Origin of the sequence: Gelidibacter salicanalis (assembly GCF_016469035.1) — a bacterium.
Taxonomy (GTDB): Bacteria; Bacteroidota; Bacteroidia; order Flavobacteriales; family Flavobacteriaceae; genus Gelidibacter; species Gelidibacter salicanalis_A.
On sequence record NZ_JAEHJZ010000001.1, the window covers coordinates 20,151 to 37,212 of the forward strand.

General features: G+C 37.4%; 16 protein-coding genes. 10 read left to right on the forward strand and 6 right to left on the reverse strand.

The genetic code is table 11. From position 1 onward, the window contains the following. Window positions 1-3 precede the first annotated feature (3 nt). The 3 genes from secG to groL all read left to right on the forward strand — a co-directional run bounded on the left by secG (window position 4) and on the right by groL (window position 2,521). Complete coding sequence (gene secG, locus JEM65_RS00090) at window positions 4-351, forward strand: preprotein translocase subunit SecG (RefSeq protein ID WP_199596491.1); 348 nt, start codon at window positions 4-6, stop codon at window positions 349-351. 172 nt (window positions 352-523) lie between these two features. After that, complete coding sequence (gene groES, locus JEM65_RS00095; protein WP_129016628.1) at window positions 524-799, forward strand: co-chaperone GroES; 276 nt, start codon at window positions 524-526, stop codon at window positions 797-799. Between the two features lie 93 nt (window positions 800-892). Then, on the forward strand, window positions 893-2,521 hold the full coding sequence (gene groL / locus JEM65_RS00100; protein WP_199596497.1) for a chaperonin GroEL: 1,629 nt from the start codon (window positions 893-895) through the stop codon (window positions 2,519-2,521). 295 nt (window positions 2,522-2,816) lie between these two features. On the opposite strand, the gene JEM65_RS00105 is transcribed toward groL, so the two are convergent. From JEM65_RS00105 to xrtF, 5 genes are all read right to left on the reverse strand, one after another. Beyond that, on the reverse strand, window positions 2,817-3,179 hold the full coding sequence (locus JEM65_RS00105) for a heavy-metal-associated domain-containing protein (RefSeq protein ID WP_199596498.1): 363 nt from the start codon (window positions 3,177-3,179) through the stop codon (window positions 2,817-2,819). A gap of 11 nt (window positions 3,180-3,190) precedes the next feature. Next, window positions 3,191-5,443, reverse strand: coding sequence for a TonB-dependent receptor plug domain-containing protein (locus JEM65_RS00110; protein ID WP_199596499.1), 2,253 nt, complete (start codon window positions 5,441-5,443; stop codon window positions 3,191-3,193). A gap of 486 nt (window positions 5,444-5,929) precedes the next feature. Next, the gene (locus JEM65_RS00115) at window positions 5,930-6,370 is read right to left on the reverse strand and encodes an HYC_CC_PP family protein (RefSeq protein ID WP_233530451.1); all 441 of its coding nucleotides are present in this window, start codon (window positions 6,368-6,370) and stop codon (window positions 5,930-5,932) included. Window positions 6,371-6,397: 27 nt separating this feature from the next. Further along, window positions 6,398-6,829 (reverse strand): exosortase F system-associated membrane protein, encoded by a 432-nt coding sequence (locus JEM65_RS00120; protein ID WP_199596500.1) that lies wholly within the window; start codon window positions 6,827-6,829, stop codon window positions 6,398-6,400. Continuing rightward, complete coding sequence (xrtF, locus tag JEM65_RS00125; RefSeq protein WP_199596501.1) at window positions 6,822-7,370, reverse strand: exosortase family protein XrtF; 549 nt, start codon at window positions 7,368-7,370, stop codon at window positions 6,822-6,824. The genes JEM65_RS00120 and xrtF overlap by 8 nt, the downstream gene beginning before the upstream one ends. A 91-nt stretch (window positions 7,371-7,461) precedes the next feature. Here xrtF and JEM65_RS00130 point away from each other — a divergent pair, with 91 nt between their 5' ends. Further along, a complete protein-coding gene (locus JEM65_RS00130; protein ID WP_199596502.1) occupies window positions 7,462-7,920 on the forward strand; it encodes a GAF domain-containing protein in 459 nt (152 codons plus the stop codon). 306 nt (window positions 7,921-8,226) lie between these two features. Here JEM65_RS00130 and JEM65_RS00135 read toward each other — a convergent pair whose 3' ends face one another. Further along, the gene (locus tag JEM65_RS00135; protein WP_199596504.1) at window positions 8,227-9,477 is read right to left on the reverse strand and encodes an ABC transporter permease; all 1,251 of its coding nucleotides are present in this window, start codon (window positions 9,475-9,477) and stop codon (window positions 8,227-8,229) included. 205 nt (window positions 9,478-9,682) lie between these two features. On the opposite strand from JEM65_RS00135, the gene purH reads away from it, so the two are divergent. The 6 genes from purH (at window position 9,683) to rodA (ending at window position 16,982) form a co-directional block, all read left to right on the forward strand. After that, a complete protein-coding gene (gene purH, locus JEM65_RS00140; protein WP_199596506.1) occupies window positions 9,683-11,212 on the forward strand; it encodes a bifunctional phosphoribosylaminoimidazolecarboxamide formyltransferase/IMP cyclohydrolase in 1,530 nt (509 codons plus the stop codon). Between the two features lie 187 nt (window positions 11,213-11,399). Beyond that, window positions 11,400-12,428, forward strand: coding sequence for a rod shape-determining protein (locus tag JEM65_RS00145; RefSeq protein WP_199596507.1), 1,029 nt, complete (start codon window positions 11,400-11,402; stop codon window positions 12,426-12,428). A 9-nt stretch (window positions 12,429-12,437) separates the two neighbouring features. Further along, window positions 12,438-13,262, forward strand: a complete 825-nt coding sequence (gene mreC / locus JEM65_RS00150) for a rod shape-determining protein MreC (protein WP_199596508.1) — start codon at window positions 12,438-12,440, stop codon at window positions 13,260-13,262. Next, window positions 13,255-13,761 carry a rod shape-determining protein MreD gene (locus JEM65_RS00155; RefSeq protein WP_199596509.1) on the forward strand — a complete coding sequence of 169 codons (507 nt, stop codon included), beginning with the start codon at window positions 13,255-13,257 and terminating at the stop codon, window positions 13,759-13,761. The genes mreC and JEM65_RS00155 overlap by 8 nt, the downstream gene beginning before the upstream one ends. Then, window positions 13,758-15,701, forward strand: a complete 1,944-nt coding sequence (mrdA, locus tag JEM65_RS00160; protein ID WP_199596510.1) for a penicillin-binding protein 2 — start codon at window positions 13,758-13,760, stop codon at window positions 15,699-15,701. Before JEM65_RS00155 ends, mrdA begins: the two co-directional genes overlap by 4 nt. A gap of 3 nt (window positions 15,702-15,704) precedes the next feature. Then, complete coding sequence (gene rodA / locus JEM65_RS00165) at window positions 15,705-16,982, forward strand: rod shape-determining protein RodA (RefSeq protein ID WP_199596511.1); 1,278 nt, start codon at window positions 15,705-15,707, stop codon at window positions 16,980-16,982. Window positions 16,983-17,062 lie beyond the last annotated feature (80 nt).

Consider the following 17,062-nt stretch of genomic DNA (forward strand, 5'->3'; position numbering starts at 1 on the left):
CGCATGAGTACGTTTTCAATATTTTTAGTCCTTATCATCATTGTATCTTTTCTATTAGTAGTAGTCATTATGGTTCAAAACCCTAAGGGTGGCGGATTGTCTTCATCATTTGGAGGTGGTGGCTCACAGCAATTGGGTGGTGTTAAAAAAACTACTGACTTTTTAGATAAAAGTACTTGGATTTTAGCAACCGTCTTATTAGCTCTTATATTGGTGTCTAATGTGGCCATTGATGGCGCAACTGGAACTACTGAATCTAAGGCGCTAGACGCTGATGCAGCCACAAGCATCCCTGCTCCAACCACACCCGCTATTAATAATACGACCACACCAATTGATACTACAAATTAATTAAAGTAGTTCCATTCCATATATTAAAAATGCCAACAAAATTTGTTGGCATTTTTTGTTACTGAAACTTTGTCAGTTCACAGCTCATGGCACATTTTTCGCAACTAACTAATCCGTTAAACAAAATTAATTAACCTGTCACGTTTGGCGTGACTAAAACAAAGATAAAACTATGGGATTAAACATTAAACCATTGGCAGATCGTGTTCTTATTGAACCTGTAGAGGCTGAAACAAAAACAGCTTCAGGAATCATCATTCCAGACAACGCTAAAGAAAAACCTCAAAAAGGTAAAGTTGTTGCCGTTGGTGCTGGCACAAAGAAAAACCCAATGACTGTAAAGGTTGGTGAAACCGTTCTTTACGGAAAATATGCGGGAACAGAATTAAAACTTGAAGGCAAAGATTACTTGATCATGCGTGAAAGTGATGTCCTAGCAATCATTTAACCCAATTCCTGTGAAGGCAGGAACTTCCTTTTAAATAAATCAATTACAAAACAACAGATTCCTGTTTTTACAGGAATGTAAAAATTTATAATTATGGCAAAAGACATAAAATTTGATATTGAAGCGCGCGACGGATTAAAACGTGGTGTGGATGCATTGGCAAATGCAGTAAAAGTAACTTTAGGCCCAAAAGGACGTAACGTTATTATTGGTAAATCATTTGGCGCACCTCAGGTGACTAAAGATGGTGTTACCGTTGCAAAAGAGATAGAATTAGAGGATCCATTAGAAAACATGGGTGCACAAATGGTAAAGGAAGTTGCTTCTAGAACCAATGACCTTGCAGGTGATGGAACTACAACAGCTACCGTTTTAGCTCAAGCTATCGTTAAAGAAGGTTTGAGAAACGTTGCTGCCGGTGCAAACCCAATGGATTTAAAGCGCGGTATTGACAAAGCGGTTGCCGCTATTGTTGCTGAGCTTGAAAAGCAAACAAAAAAAGTAGGAAACTCTTCAGAAATGATCAAGCAAGTAGCTTCCATTTCAGCCAACAATGATGATGCTATTGGCGAATTGGTTGCCCAAGCATTTAATAAAGTTGGTAAGGAAGGCGTCATTACTGTTGAAGAAGCTAAAGGTTTAGAAACTTATGTAGATGTTGTTGAAGGAATGCAATTTGATCGCGGTTACCTCTCTCCATATTTTGTGACCGATGCCGATAAAATGATTGCCGATTTAGAAAATCCTTATGTCTTATTATTTGACAAAAAGATTTCAAATCTTCAAGAAATTCTTCCAATCCTAGAACCAGTAGCACAATCTGGTCGTCCATTGTTAATTATTGCTGAAGATGTAGAAGGCCAAGCCTTGGCAACTTTAGTAGTCAACAAATTACGTGGCGGATTAAAAATTGCAGCAGTTAAAGCTCCAGGTTTTGGAGACAGACGTAAAGCAATGTTAGAAGACATCGCTATCTTAACTGGTGGGGTTGTTATTTCAGAAGAAAGAGGGTTCTCTTTAGAAAATGCTGATTTGAGCATGTTAGGTACTGCTGAAACAATCACTATTGATAAAGACAATACAACAATTGTTAACGGTGCTGGAAAAGCTGAGGATATCAAAGCAAGAGTGAGCCAAATTAAAGCACAAATTGAAACGACTACGTCTGATTACGACAAAGAAAAACTTCAAGAGCGTTTGGCTAAATTAGCTGGTGGTGTTGCCGTACTTTATGTAGGTGCAGCGAGTGAAGTTGAAATGAAAGAGAAAAAAGACCGTGTTGATGATGCGTTGCATGCTACAAGAGCTGCAGTAGAAGAAGGCATTGTTGCTGGTGGTGGTGTTGCCCTTGTAAGAGCAAAATCAGTATTGGAGAAATTGACCACTGATAACTTAGATGAAACAACAGGAATTCAGATTGTAGCTCGTGCTATTGAATCACCTTTACGTACCATTGTCGAAAATGCAGGTGGTGAAGGTAGTGTTGTCGTTGCAAAAGTTATGGAAGGCAAAAAAGACTTCGGTTTTGACGCTAAAACAGAAACTTATGTTGACATGCTGAAAGCTGGAATTATTGATCCTAAGAAAGTAACCCGTATTGCATTAGAAAATGCAGCCTCAGTTGCTGGAATGATCTTAACTACGGAATGTGCTTTAGTGGACATCAAAGAAGATTCTCCAATGCCAATGGGCGGCGGTGGAGGCATGCCAGGAATGATGTAAATCAACCCTCCTGACATACCCTATTATAAAAAACGCCTCAAGTTAATTGAGGCGTTTTGTTTTGTTTAATTGTTCCTAAAACAGTTTATCATAATAAACCGTGCTACAGACTACTTCTTTTTGGGAGCAGCTTGTGGTGCCTTTTTTGCCGGTTGTTTTTGCACTGGCTTAGGCGTTTGTGGTTTCCCACCTAAATTAGATTGTGCCATAATAATTTATGATTTAAAATCTATCCTAAATTTACAACCAACTAGAGCGCAGTTAGTCTCTCATTAGCAAATATTTAACTAAACTATTATTGCTTATCATCTTTATGATCGTCCTTTACGGCGTCATCTCTATAGTAACAACAAGTGTGTAAACTGTTATAAGCCTCATCTGTCGCTTTAATTTCTTTGGTGTCATGCCCAACCTCAGCAATACTTTGTTGTATGGCTTTTAAACTGGTTTTGCGTTCGTCAAAAATCAATTTCAGTTCGTGGGTGTTCACATCCCAATTCGCAATTTTAACGCCTTTTGCCTTAATGGCTGCTTTTTCAATGCGCTCCTTACACATCATACACACCCCGTCTACTTCAATTGTAGCTTTGGCATTTTTATTCTGTGCCATGGTGACTGTTCCAATTAATAATGCGACTACTAATACTATTTTTTTCATAATTTTATTTGTTATTTAATTTTAAATCGTAATCCGGCGTAATACATACTGCCATAGATTGGCCCATAGACAAAGGTTGTATCAAAATTTGCACCAAAGGGATCATCAGCTCCTAAGATTGGATTATTTTGCCTTACATCTGTGATGTTTTCGCCACCTAAATATACTTCAAATTTCTCAGAAAAAACCTTTGTCACTTGAACGTTGAGCGTTCCTATAGTTTCTGAATATTCTGGTAATTGGTATTGTATAGGATTGCTGGCAGTTGATGAAAATCGTTGCTCGCCCAACCAATTGTAAGTAGCATCAAATTTCCATTGGGCCAAGTTCTCGTTAAGTTTTGTTTGGTAAGATAGGTTACCGAATACGCGGTGTTTTGGCGTTAAAGGTTTCTCCAACGTTCCGGAATTGTATTGTGTTTTGATATCATAATATTTGTAAGCGGTTCTAAAATCGAAGCCTTCAAATACATTATAATTAAATTCGAGCTGAAAACTGTTGGCATAACTTTTTCCATCAAGATTATAGAAATTGAGTTGGAGCGGATTTTCAAAATCGACTACAATTTGATTTTGGAAATCTGTTCTGTAGTAATCCAAGGTCACATCGGCCTTGTTTCCAAAGAGATTAAAGCCTTGTAAAAAGGACACTCCATAATTCCAAGCAATTTCCGGATCTAAACCATAAGCACCTCGTGAACTCCCCAATGGTGCCCCACCATCAATTAACAATGTTCTTGAAGTTGCAAAAATATTTTGATTTTCAGCAAAAATGCTTGCACTACGTTTTCCACGACCAAAGGACACTCTTAGAGCCGATTTTTCCCAAGGTGTATAACGTGCATGCAGCCGTGGCGTAACAAAGGTTCCCAAAAGATTATGGTGGTCAATACGAATCCCTGCCGTCAAATTCAGTTTTTCTAAATTGTCAAAATTGTACTCCAAAAAGGCTCCTACTGAATTTTCTGTACGTTCAAAGTCTTCGGTCAACACCAATTCATCATAATGATCATAAGTATAACTGACTCCAGTTTTAATCTTATGTCTTGAATCACTGATGATGGTGTTATAAATTCCATTGACATACAAACTGTTGTGCAAAATATCATATTGTCGCAATCCGAAATAGGATTCTTGTTTATGACTGCTAAACGCCGATTGAAAACCTAGAGTTTGCCATGGAATATCCGGGTTTACATAACCAGATTTTAAAGATACGTCAAATCTTCTGGTATCAATTTCACTGCCCCAAGCATTAGTGGTCAGTTTATCTGTATCAGGATTAAAGTTGACCTGTCCTGTTTGTTTGCTGTCATCCAAAAAACTGAGGTTAATAAAACTTACAAAGCCCTTTTCTGCATTGGTATATTGCCAACGATTCATCAGGTTAATCTGATTGTAGATGGGCATATCCATAAATCCGTCGTCATTAACATCATGTTTGACATCGTGAGTATTCCCGTGCAAATACAAACCAGTGCTCCACTTTTCACTCACTTGAGTGTTGAGATGCACATTTGCCTCTAAACGTGCACTACTGGCGCCATAGAGATTCACGAATAATTTATTATCGGTAGTAGGTTTAACGATCTCGGTATTGATCTGTCCAGCAATACTTTCAAAACCATTCACCACACTCCCCGCGCCTTTGGTAATTTGAATACTTTCAACCCAAGTTCCTGGTGTAAAACTCAGTCCGTAAGCTTGGGATGCGCCACGTATGGTGGGTATGTTTTCTGAGGTAATTAAAATATAAGGACTGGTCAGCCCCAACATTTTAATTTGTCGGGTGCCTGTAACGGCATCCGCAAAATTGACATCAATGGAAGGATTGGTTTCAAAACTTTCCGAAAGATTGCAACATGCCGCTTTGAGTAATTCGTCACTACTCACAAACATCACATTCGCAGATTGTAAATACGATTTTGAAGTGGATTGTTTACGAGAGGTGACAGTAATTTCACTGAGTTCTCCAGTTCCTTTGAGAGTATGTTTGATCGATTTTGGTGAGTTAACCGTAATGGTATCGGTTTTGTAACCCACATAACTAATAACCAATTGTGTGTATGTTGTTTGATACGGGATAGTGAATTTCCCGTCTATGTCCGTTATCGCTCCAATTGTAGAATCCAACCAATACACGTTGGCTCCTGGAAGCGGGACGCTCTTTTTTTGTTCCGTTAGTTCAACGATAACACCGTTAATTTTTTCTTGAGAAAAAAATAGTGTTGGAAGAAACATAAGGACGTAAAGTATGTTTTTCATTAATTTTTTGATATTTATTATCATTATTGTCCGATAAAGAATAAAGATCGCTACGCTTATAGTCCCGATAACTATCGGGAAAAGAACAGAGATTCGATTATAACTAACTGATAAGCAGCCGTTATTCTAAATTAATTTGCCCAATCACTCTAAGTGAAATTGGTTTCAAAAACAAGGTGTCATTTTTAAGTTCTCGAACCAAGATCATGCTTTAAGGGGGGTTACAATCTTTACCTGTTTTACCGGATACTGATGATTTTTATTATGTAAACTTAAAAGGGCCTTTTAAATGATAGAAACAGCGTTGGTGCTTAAGCTTAGGCTATGTTTATTTGATTGTTAAGTTTTATTACGAATTTCAGAAATTCTTGCTAAGCAGGTTAAAAGATCTTTAATGCCCACTGGCTATAGCCACACAGTTCATTCCATAAAATAGGTAATTGGATAAGGCGTAGCACCACAAATGAGGGCTAACAAAACGTAGCATCAAATGATGAAGACTTGATCTCTAACATGTATGTCAGCTATCAAATTGGGTGGAGAATAATCTTGGTGAGGAATAACCTGTTCAGGCAAGCCTTCAAAAAGATTGATATAGGCATAACATAAAGTGGTTAAGAAGATTTGTTGATCAAGAAGTAAATCTTCAAAAGAAGTTTTTTTCAGTTGATCTTGACCCTTCAAAATTTCAACCACATCTTTACAACAGGTCTTTTTATCAGCAGTTACTAAGGATGCACTGATATTCGTACCACAAGAATCGGGGGGTGAGAAAATAGCGACATCAATCAATATATCGCCACAGAAGTGTTTTTCCACAGCAAAAGACACTGTAGACAACAATACTAAGCCTGCAAGGAGGACTGAAAAAATGTTATGACTGATTTTCTGACGCATTGCGGCAAAATTACAAAATATTGGGTTCATACAACAACAATTCAGAAACCTTTCCTTTTATTTTGATTTTAATTGGTTGTAATAAAATGCAGGTAGTAAAATTAACAACAGCAATGGTTGGATCAAAAACCTCCTAATATTGAAAAAAATGTAATAATCATCTTGGTTAGGATTAATTACAAAATACAAGTAGAACAGCAAAAGAATGACCAATGCGACGCCATAAATAAGCATCGAAAACAAAACCACACCCCTTTCTTTAAAGAATAAATACAATATTCCCAATGAAATTACAGAATTGAGAAAATATCTCAACGCTGTAAACAGTGTGAGTTTAAGAACTTCACGACGCGGATTATCAATATAGAGATAATCATTCTTAAAAAAAGTAAGATACGGATCGTAAAACAATTCGTTTTCAAAGGCGCGTATCAGAATCAACATTCCAAAAAGAACTAATAGAACCACCATTTTTACTACGTTAGTCATGAGTGGTAGTTAAAGTTGAAAACCGATTCACCCAACACATCCACAGCAAAAACACCATCCCATAAATAATTAATGGAAATATGACCGTATGCAACTCTTCACTTCGCCATGGATAACGGTATAGACCAATTGATAAAATGACAATTCTTAAAAGATTGACCACATACAAAAGCACGCTCCCGGCCAGAATGTACAAAAATGTGGCCTTCCATTTTCCTGCAAATGCAATTACAAAAGAAGCAAACAAAATAAGAATACTTACTGAATTACATCCCTCCACTATCCGTGCTACATATTTACTATTGATGATCAGTTTCATGGACGGCTCATTAGGATGTTTCTCTATTTTAGAATCATAGCCAAAATTCTGAAGCAACAGGTCTGTTTGTTTGGCAACTAAATGGGTGACGTCATCTGGATGGTTATCAGCCTTGGAATAATCTAAATATAATTTGTAAGCCACAGTTAAGGCTCCATAAACCACAAGAAATGTCAGGATAAACTTAAGTACCGATTTATATTTTATTACCAATTCCTTCAAAAGTAACAGTTTATATGGAGCAGGTTAAAAATATACAAAAAGGTGAATTGATGAGCAGCTTTTTAAATACTTTTACCAAAACTTTTGAACAATGAACTTAGAGCAGCTTAAACCTCAAATCATTTCCATTATTGCCGATACCAACAACTCTGTTGCTGAGCGTTTGCATTCAATTTGTGAAGTACTGGAATCTCATGTGTCTTACTATAACTGGGTAGGATTTTATTTTAAAAATGGCGATAAAGAGGAATTAAAATTAGGCCCTTACGTTGGTACCCCAACAGATCATACCATAATCCCATTTGGGAAAGGTATCTGCGGTCAAGTAGCGGTAAGCAATCAGAATTTTGTAGTTCCTGATGTGTCTGCCCAAGATAATTACATTGCCTGTAGCATCACGGTAAAAGCTGAAATAGTGGTGCCTATTTTTGTGAATAACAAAAACATAGGTCAGATTGATATTGATTCTAATACGGCAGATCCTTTTACGGAAGAAGACGAACGCTTTCTAGAATTTGTCTGCGCTCAAGTCGCTACAATTCTTGAGTAAACTCCAATACATAAAATTCCAAATCCCAATAGTTTAAACAACGCATTGGATTTGGAATTTTATTTTTTTAAATTTTTGATCATGAGGGTCAGGTAAAAAAGTTAAAAAATCACCAATCCTATTAAAGCAAGATGTGGTACGAGATCTTAAAAATGACACCTTGCTTTTTGAAACCAATTGCACTTAGAGTGATTGGACCCATTTAATTTAGAATAACGATTGTTTGTCAGTCAGTTATAATCAAATCTTTGTTCTTTAAGCGCAGCGGTCTTAATTCGTTATAGGATAATAATTTTAAATCTCTATTTATATTCCCGTTCTAATCGCTTCCACAGGATCCAATCGAGAGGCTGAAATGGCAGGAATAACCCCAGAGATCAGCCCGATAATGGTAGACAACATAAATCCTAAAAACATATTACCGGCAGACAGCACAAACTCAAAGTCGCCCGTAAACTTGGAGGCAATCAAAGACACGATCCACACGAAAAAGAGTCCCACCAGTCCGCCAATTACGGCTAGAATCACCGCCTCAAATAAAAACTGGAAGAGGATAAATCTATTTTTTGCGCCGAGGGATTTCTGAATCCCAATAAGATTGGTACGCTCCTTTACACTTACAAACATGATGTTTGCAATCCCGAAGCCACCCACTAGTAAAGAAAAACCACTGATAATCCATCCCATAAGATTCATCGTCCCAATAATACCGTCAATAGCATCGGTAAAACCAGACATCTTGTTGACGAAAAAATTGTCGGGCTCGCCAGCTTTTAAACCTCTATAAGCTCGGAATTTCTGCTTTAAGACACCTTCAAAAGCGCCCATATCTACACCTTTGTTTGGTTTAATGATCACTGCTCCTGGGATGCCATCAACCCCTCCACTTTGAAACCGTCGCACAAAATTGGCCGGCACATAACCTTTGTCATCTGGACTTCCTCCCAATCCGGCACCCATTTTTTTCATCACCCCAATAACGGTCAATTTTCGACCATACAATCTGATTTGCTTCCCTAAAGGATTCACGTTCCCAAATAAATTTTCAGCAATGGAGTTTCCGAAAACAATAACAGGTGCCCCATTGATGGATTCTGATTCTGAATAAAATCGGCCCTCCGCAATTTTTATGCTCTCAATATCATAAATCTCGTTAGACACTGGAGTAATCTCAACTCCTGAAATAGTTTCTGAACCGTATTTAACGGTTTGAGGACTTCCAAAAATCACGTAGGCAGAAGCTTCAATGTCTGGCACATTGCGTCTTATAAAATCAAAATCGTCATATTCTGTTTGAGGAAAATTATCACGTTGCCAACGCGGCACTTCCGTTGGCCCAAAGGAAAACTTAGTCAAATACATCGTATTTTTATCCAAACCCGACAACTGGTCTTGAATGTTTCTATCCAGAGAATCTACCGCCGCCAACACTGCAATAATTGAAAAAATACCAATGGTTACGCCTAAAAGCGATAAAAAGGTACGCAGCTTATTGTTAGTAAGCGCATTTATAGCAAATGAGAAACTTTCTTTGAATAAACGTAAGTAAAGCAACATGTGTTTTGGGTGGTTTTAATACAAATTTAAAGATAGGACGTTCTCAACAATTTTTTGTTACAAAAAACACAAATAAACTGCCGTTGGTTACCTGAAATTGTCTCCGATAAATTGTACTTTTGCCCTATAAAAAATATATTTTATTATAAATTAATTATTCCACCGTGCTCATTCTAAAATGAGACCAAACCAGACACACAACAACATGCACAACAAAACCATTTCATCTGCCTTAATTTCTGTTTTCAGCAAAGACGGATTAGAACCTATTGTAAAACAATTAAATCAGTTAGGCGTAACGATCTACTCTACTGGTGGTACTGAAAAATTTATAAAAGATTTGGGCATTGAAGTTGTTCCTGTTGAAGATGTCACGTCCTATCCTTCCATTTTGGGGGGACGCGTAAAAACATTGCATCCTAAGGTTTTTGGAGGTATTTTAAACCGTCAGAGCAATACTCAAGATGTGAAAGAATTGGAAGAGTTTGAAATCCCACAAATTGATTTGGTCATTGTAGATTTATATCCTTTTGAAAAAACGGTAGCTTCAGACTCCAGTCATGAAGATATCATCGAAAAAATTGACATCGGTGGCATTTCTTTAATTAGAGCTGCTGCCAAGAATTATGCAGATGTGATTTGTGTGTCATCCATGGATGATTACAGTGAATTTTTGAAGCTTCTAGAATCTAAGAACGGAGAAACATCTGAAGAAGACCGCAAGCGTTTTGCTGCTAAGGCCTTCAACGTCTCATCTCATTACGATACTGCAATTTTCAATTATTTCAATAAAAACCAAGAAGAAACTGTTTTCAAAATCAGCGAAACCAACGGAAAAGCCCTTCGTTATGGAGAAAACCCACACCAAAAAGGATTTTTCTACGGTGATTTTGAAGCGATGTTCACCCAGCTTCATGGTAAAGAATTAAGTTATAACAACCTTTTAGATGTTGATGCTGCCGTTAATTTGATGAATGAATTTAAAGGTGAGGCACCAACCTTTGCCATTTTAAAACATAACAATGCGTGCGGGTTTGCCCAAAGAGACACCTTATACCAAGCTTATGTTGATGCGTTGGCAGGTGATCCTGTTTCAGCATTTGGTGGCATTTTAATTGCAAACACTGAAATTGACAAGGCTACGGCTGAAGAAATTCACGGTTTATTTTGTGAAGTCGTGATAGCACCTTCGTTTTCTGAAGAAGCACAAGCCATCTTAGAAGGCAAGAAAAATAGAATCCTATTAATCCAAAAAGAAGTTGAGCTTCCACAAACAACGGTAAGAAGCTGTTTGAATGGGGTTTTGGTTCAAGACAAAGACAATAAGACCGATTCTTTATCAGATTTAAGTTATACCACCAACAATAAACCTTCTAAAAATGAGTTAGAAGATTTGATATTTGCTTCTAAAATTTGCAAGCATACCAAATCGAATACCATCGTATTGGCAAAAAACAAACAATTGTGTGCCAGCGGTACCGGACAGACCAGTCGGGTTGATGCCCTTAACCAAGCTATCCACAAAGCACAATCGTTCAATTTTGATCTGAATGGCGCTGTTATGGCGAGTGACGCTTTTTTCCCGTTTCCAGACTGTGTAGAAATTGCAAAGAATGCTGGTGTTACCGCGGTAATACAACCAGGAGGCTCTATTAAAGACAACTTGAGCATTGCCTATTGTAATGAAAACAACCTAGCCATGGTGCTTACCGGAACCCGTCATTTTAAGCACTAGAATCGGCATCAAAAAAAGCATGACAATTTTCAAACAAGCGTTTAATAAGAATAAATGTTGCTAACGCCCAACTAAAACCGAAAAAGACACGTATATAATAAAATCGTTGATATTTATGATCTTTTATTACATTTACATCAATATCGACAAACAACCTAATATCAACCTATACAATCAATAATAGCACATGGGATTTTTTGATTTCTTAACAGAAGAAATAGCCATAGACTTAGGAACCGCAAACACCTTAATTATTCACAATGATAAAGTTGTGGTAGATAGTCCATCTATAGTTGCCCGAGACCGTATTTCCGGCAAAATAATTGCAGTTGGCCAAGAAGCCAACATGATGCAAGGAAAAACACACGAAAACATCAAAACCGTTAGGCCCTTAAAAGATGGTGTAATTGCTGATTTTGATGCTTCTGAACAAATGATCAGTTTGTTTATCAAGAATATTCCGGCATTAAAAAAGAAGTTTTTTACCCCAGCATTGCGTATGGTGGTTTGTATCCCTTCAGGAATTACTGAAGTAGAGATGCGTGCTGTAAAAGAATCTTGTGAGCGTGTTAATGGTAAAGAAGTATATTTGATCCATGAGCCCATGGCAGCAGCTATTGGTATTGGTATTGATATCATGCAACCTAAAGGAAACATGATTGTGGATATAGGAGGTGGTACTACAGAGATTGCTGTAATTGCATTAGGTGGTATTGTATGCGACAAATCAGTTAAGGTTGCTGGTGATGTATTTACAAATGACATCGTTTATTATATGCGTACACAACACAACTTATATGTTGGTGAGCGTACGGCTGAAAAAATAAAAATACAAATTGGTGCTGCAACTGAAGATTTAGAATTGCCTCCAGAAGAAATGAGCGTTCAAGGACGTGACTTGTTAACTGGAAAACCTAAGCAGGTACAAATTTCATACCGCGAAATTGCAAAAGCACTTGACAAATCAATTTTACGTATCGAGGATTCTGTCATGGAAACCTTATCACAAACACCACCTGAATTGGCAGCGGACATTTACAATACCGGTATATATTTGGCCGGTGGAGGTTCTATGCTGAGAGGCTTGGATAAACGTTTGTCCCAAAAAACAGATTTACCGGTGTATATTGCTGAAGATCCTTTGAGAGCAGTAGTTAGAGGAACGGGAATTGTATTGAAAAATCTTCCTAAATTCAAAAGCATATTGATCAAATAGTAAACCCAAATGCAACAAATCATAAATTTTGTACTTCGGAACAAAACCTTCCTTGTGTTTTTGTTGCTTTTCGGCCTGTCGTTATTTTTTACGATCCAGTCGCACTCGTATCATAAAAGCAAGTTCGTCAACTCGTCCAATATGGTCACAGGAAGTGTGTATCAAGTTGCCAACGGCATTGGACAGTATTTCAACTTGGCGGATGAAAACAAGGCGTTACTGGAAGAGAACCGGATGCTAAAAACTATTGTTCACAATTTAAAACTTGACACTATAAAACTTAGCGTTACTGACAGCCTAAAATTTAACTCCAGTTACAAGTTTAGATCTGCGGAAGTGTATAAGAACAGCTACTCTCAAACCACCAATTATTTGACTATAAATAAAGGTAAAAAAGACAGCATTAAGGTAGATTATGGGGTTATAACTTCTCAAGGCATTGTGGGGATAGTCGAAAACACTTCACGAAATTTCTCGTCAGTACTCTCTATTTTAAATACCCGTAGCCGTATCAATGCCCAACTTAAAAAGACCAATCACATTGGTTCTTTGGTATGGAACACTGAGTCTGCAGAGTTTGCGCAACTCATTGACATTTCAAAATTTGCGCCTGTAGCCATTGGTGATACTATTGTTACCGGTGGGCAATCTACTATTTTCCCTAAAGGCGTTTTAATTGGCACCGTAAATTCTTTTAAGATCGACACAGGTGGCGACTCTTATATTGTCAACGTAAAATTATTTAACGATATGACTAATATTGGTCACGTTTATGTTATCGAAAACTTAAAGGCTACGGAGATTAAATCGTTACAAAAACCAAAGGATGACTAAGGCAACTTTAAATATCGCCGCAAGGTTTGTGGTTTTGGTTTTGGTGCAAGTATTGATTTTTAATCATATCAATTTTATGGGGTATATCAATCCCTATATTTATATTCTTTTTATCATCTTATTTCCCGCAAACAACAATCGGACGTTATTTGTATTTTTAGCGTTTCTGCTTGGTTTTTTTGTGGATGTATTTTCTGATTCGGGTGGTGTTCATGCCGCTGCTAGTGTAACATTAGCCTATGTAAGGCCTGTATTTTTAAAGTTTTCATTTGGAACGGTCTACGACTATCAATCCATCAAATTCAATCAAACAGATTTCAGCAGTAAACTGACCTATTTTTCCGCGCTGGTCATTATCCATCATTTTATCATGTATTCCTTAGAAATCTTTAACATTTCCAAGATACTTTTGATCCTACAAAAAACGTTATTCTCAGGGATTTTCACTATAATACTATGCTTGATTATTACAATCCTTTTTAGCCAAAAACGTAAATGAGAAAATTGTTACTCCTTTCACTTATTGTAGTTGTAGGTGTCATTTTCATTGCACGCTTATTTTATCTTCAGGTCTATAATGAAGATCCTTACAGCTTGTATGATGATAATGCCATACGAAAGGTATATGATTACCCAAAACGGGGTTATATTTATGATAGAGAGGGCAAGTTGTTGGTGGCCAACCAACCGTCTTATGACGTCATGTTTATTCCTCGTGAAGTAAAACCTTTAGACACTCTAGAGTTTTGTAATCTTTTGAAGATTACGAAGGAAGATTTTATCAATTTTTACGATAAAGCATACCGCTATTCCCCGCGATTACCGTCTGTTTTTATTCCGCAATTGTCACGAATGGAATATGCCGTTTTGCAGGAAAAAATTAGAAAATACGAAGGCTTTTACATTCAAAAACGATCGTTGAGAGATTACCAAACCACTATTGGCGCGAATGTTTTGGGAGATATTGGTGAAGTTAACAACTACATCATTGAAAACGATCCGTATTACAAAAGCGGCGATTTAATTGGTAAACAAGGCGTTGAATTATCTTATGAAGAAGTTCTACGCGGTATAAAAGGCATTAAATTTATCCAAAAAGACCGATTCAATAGAGATATTGGCCCTTATAAAGATGGTATTTATGACACCTTACCGCAACCTGGAAAAGACATCACCATTACCATTGATTCAGAGCTTCAAAAATACGGCGAACTTCTTATGCGACACAAACATGGTGGTATTATTGCCATAGAGCCAAGTTCAGGAGAAATTATTGCTATGGTTTCAGCCCCCTCCTACAACCCAAACTTATTGGTGGGTAGACAGCGCTCTAGAAATTTCTCTAAACTCTATACAGATACTATTGCAAAACCATTATTTGATAGAAGTTTAAAAGCACAGTATCCTCCAGGATCTCCTTTTAAGGTGTTGAGTGCTTTGATTGGGCTTCAGGAGAACGTGGTAACCACTGAAGATCAATTTTCTTGCAGAAATGGGTACTATCTGGGCAGCCGACGTTTAACGGGTTGCCATAGTCATGTGAGTCCCTTATCAATGAATCAAGGAATTGCTCAGTCTTGCAACGCTTATTTTGTGAATGTTTACAGGCGCATTATTGAAAAATACGACAAACCAGCTGAAGGCATGGATGTTTGGAGCAATCACATTAAAAGCTTCGGGCTTGGCGATTATTTAGGATACGATCTTAAGATTGGAAATAAAGGACGTATTCCAGATGGCGATTTCTATGATAAATGGTATGGTAAAAACCGTTGGTCTTCCACCTATAATATTTCAAATGCCATTGGACAAGGTGAAGTAGAAACAACGCCTATCCAATTGGCCAATATGGTGGCTGCCATTGCAAACCGCGGACATTACTACACACCTCATATCATTAAAAAAATTGAAGGAGGGCCCATAGACAAAAAATACACCACCCCCAATTATACCACCATTGATAAAGAACATTTTGAACCTGTAGTACAAGGGATGTTTGACGTTTATAATTCGGGTACAGCTTACAATCTGCGGGTTCCTGGAATTGATATTTGTGGAAAAACGGGAACTGCAGAGAACTTCATGAAAATTGATGGCAAACGCACCCAATTGACAGATCACTCCATTTTTGTGGCGTTTGCTCCTAAAGACAACCCTAAAATTGCCATTGCTGTTTTTGTTGAAAACGGCTATTGGGGAAGTCGGTTTGCAGGACGTATTGCAAGTTTAATGATAGAAAAATATATTAAAGGCGAGGTTTCAATGACTTCTATGGAAGATTGGATATTAACCCATAGTTTGGAGAATGAATATGCAAAACCCTATTCAGGACAAGAGTTTGGCATCAACAGACAATCGGCATTACAAGTCATTGACAAAATAGAAAAAGACACAGTTGTAAATCCTATCACTACACGAACATCTATATTGAATCAGTAATTAATGCAAAGAGAATACAAATTATTAAATTTTGATTGGATTACAATAGCCTTGTTCCTACTCCTTGTGGTCTTTGGTTGGCTTAACATTATGTCTGCTTCCCACACTGGCGAGATCAATGACTATTTTGATATGAGCCAACCCTACGGAAAGCAGTCTGTATTTATCCTTTTTACACTGGCGTTAATAGTACTTATCTTGGCTCTAGACGCGAAATTTTATGAACGTTTTGCCAGTATCATTTATGCGGTATCCATTCTATCTCTGCTTGGACTGTTTATTTTTGGGAAAAATGTCAATGGAGCCACAGCTTGGTATGGCATTGGCGGTATGACACTACAACCCAGCGAATTTGCTAAATTTGCGACCTCCTTGGCGGTAGCAAAATATATGAGTGATCTTCAAACAAATATGAAGACCTTTAAAGATCAGGCCAAAACCGTAGCGCTAATTGTGCTTCCTGCAATTTTAATTTTATTACAAAATGATGCCGGTAGTACGGTGGTTTATGCCGCCTTCTTTTTCGTTTTTTACAGAGAAGGTCTGCAACAAATTTATCTGGTTATTGTTGTGTTTTTAATAGGTCTTGCCATCATGGCACTTAAATTTAATGTGGTGGTTGCCAGTTTGGTTGCAGCACTTATTATTTTTGGACATCATTTTTTCGGACAGAGAAAACGTCCGCAGCTTATTCAACCCATTGCTATAGTCATAGTAGCTGTGGCGGTGTCTTTTGGTGTAAAATATTTCTACAATTCGATCCTTCAAGAACATCAAAAAGACAGAATCAGTTTATGGTTGCGCTTGGAGAAAGATCCAATTAAGCTTCATGAAATGAAACAAACCATTTTGTACAACCTCAACGAGTCTGAAAAAGCAATCAGTTCAGGTGGGTTGACGGGAAAAGGATTTTTAGAAGGCACCAGAACTACTGGTAAATTTGTACCAGAACAACACACGGATTATATTTTTAGTACCGTAGGAGAAGAATGGGGCTTTTTAGGGAGCGCGCTTGTGGTCATTCTATTTGTAGGGCTCTTGCTCCGTATATTATACTTGGCAGAATTGCAAAAATCGACATTCAGTAGAGTGTATGGCTATTGCGTGGCTTCCATATTATTTATACACTTCTTAATCAATATAGGCATGGTTATGGGCTTAATTCCTACCATCGGGATTCCGCTTCCTTTCTTCAGTTACGGTGGTTCAGGACTCTGGGCGTATACCATTTTGCTCTTTATTTTTATTAAACTCGACTCCAACCGCATTAACGAGTGGTAATTCTAGGATGTTGAAAAAATCATTATTATATCCATAAAAAAAACCTGTCCATATCAGACAGGCTTTTCTATTACTAATCA

Bases quoted from the DNA above. Each gene is read 5' to 3' on its own strand.
- groL (WP_199596497.1), top strand. From the start codon at position 893: ATGGCAAAAGACATAAAATTTGATATTGAAGCGCGCGACGGATTAAAA.
- JEM65_RS00110 (WP_199596499.1), bottom strand. From the start codon at position 5,443: ATGAAAAACATACTTTACGTCCTTATGTTTCTTCCAACACTATTTTTT.
- JEM65_RS00155 (WP_199596509.1), top strand. From the start codon at position 13,255: ATGACTAAGGCAACTTTAAATATCGCCGCAAGGTTTGTGGTTTTGGTT.
- JEM65_RS00105 (WP_199596498.1), bottom strand. From the start codon at position 3,179: ATGAAAAAAATAGTATTAGTAGTCGCATTATTAATTGGAACAGTCACC.
- rodA (WP_199596511.1), top strand. From the start codon at position 15,705: ATGCAAAGAGAATACAAATTATTAAATTTTGATTGGATTACAATAGCC.
- mrdA (WP_199596510.1), top strand. From the start codon at position 13,758: ATGAGAAAATTGTTACTCCTTTCACTTATTGTAGTTGTAGGTGTCATT.
- mreC (WP_199596508.1), top strand. From the start codon at position 12,438: ATGCAACAAATCATAAATTTTGTACTTCGGAACAAAACCTTCCTTGTG.
- JEM65_RS00120 (WP_199596500.1), bottom strand. From the start codon at position 6,829: ATGACTAACGTAGTAAAAATGGTGGTTCTATTAGTTCTTTTTGGAATG.
- JEM65_RS00130 (WP_199596502.1), top strand. From the start codon at position 7,462: ATGAACTTAGAGCAGCTTAAACCTCAAATCATTTCCATTATTGCCGAT.
- purH (WP_199596506.1), top strand. From the start codon at position 9,683: ATGCACAACAAAACCATTTCATCTGCCTTAATTTCTGTTTTCAGCAAA.
- JEM65_RS00115 (WP_233530451.1), bottom strand. From the start codon at position 6,370: ATGAACCCAATATTTTGTAATTTTGCCGCAATGCGTCAGAAAATCAGT.
- secG (WP_199596491.1), top strand. From the start codon at position 4: ATGAGTACGTTTTCAATATTTTTAGTCCTTATCATCATTGTATCTTTT.
- groES (WP_129016628.1), top strand. From the start codon at position 524: ATGGGATTAAACATTAAACCATTGGCAGATCGTGTTCTTATTGAACCT.
- JEM65_RS00135 (WP_199596504.1), bottom strand. From the start codon at position 9,477: ATGTTGCTTTACTTACGTTTATTCAAAGAAAGTTTCTCATTTGCTATA.
- JEM65_RS00145 (WP_199596507.1), top strand. From the start codon at position 11,400: ATGGGATTTTTTGATTTCTTAACAGAAGAAATAGCCATAGACTTAGGA.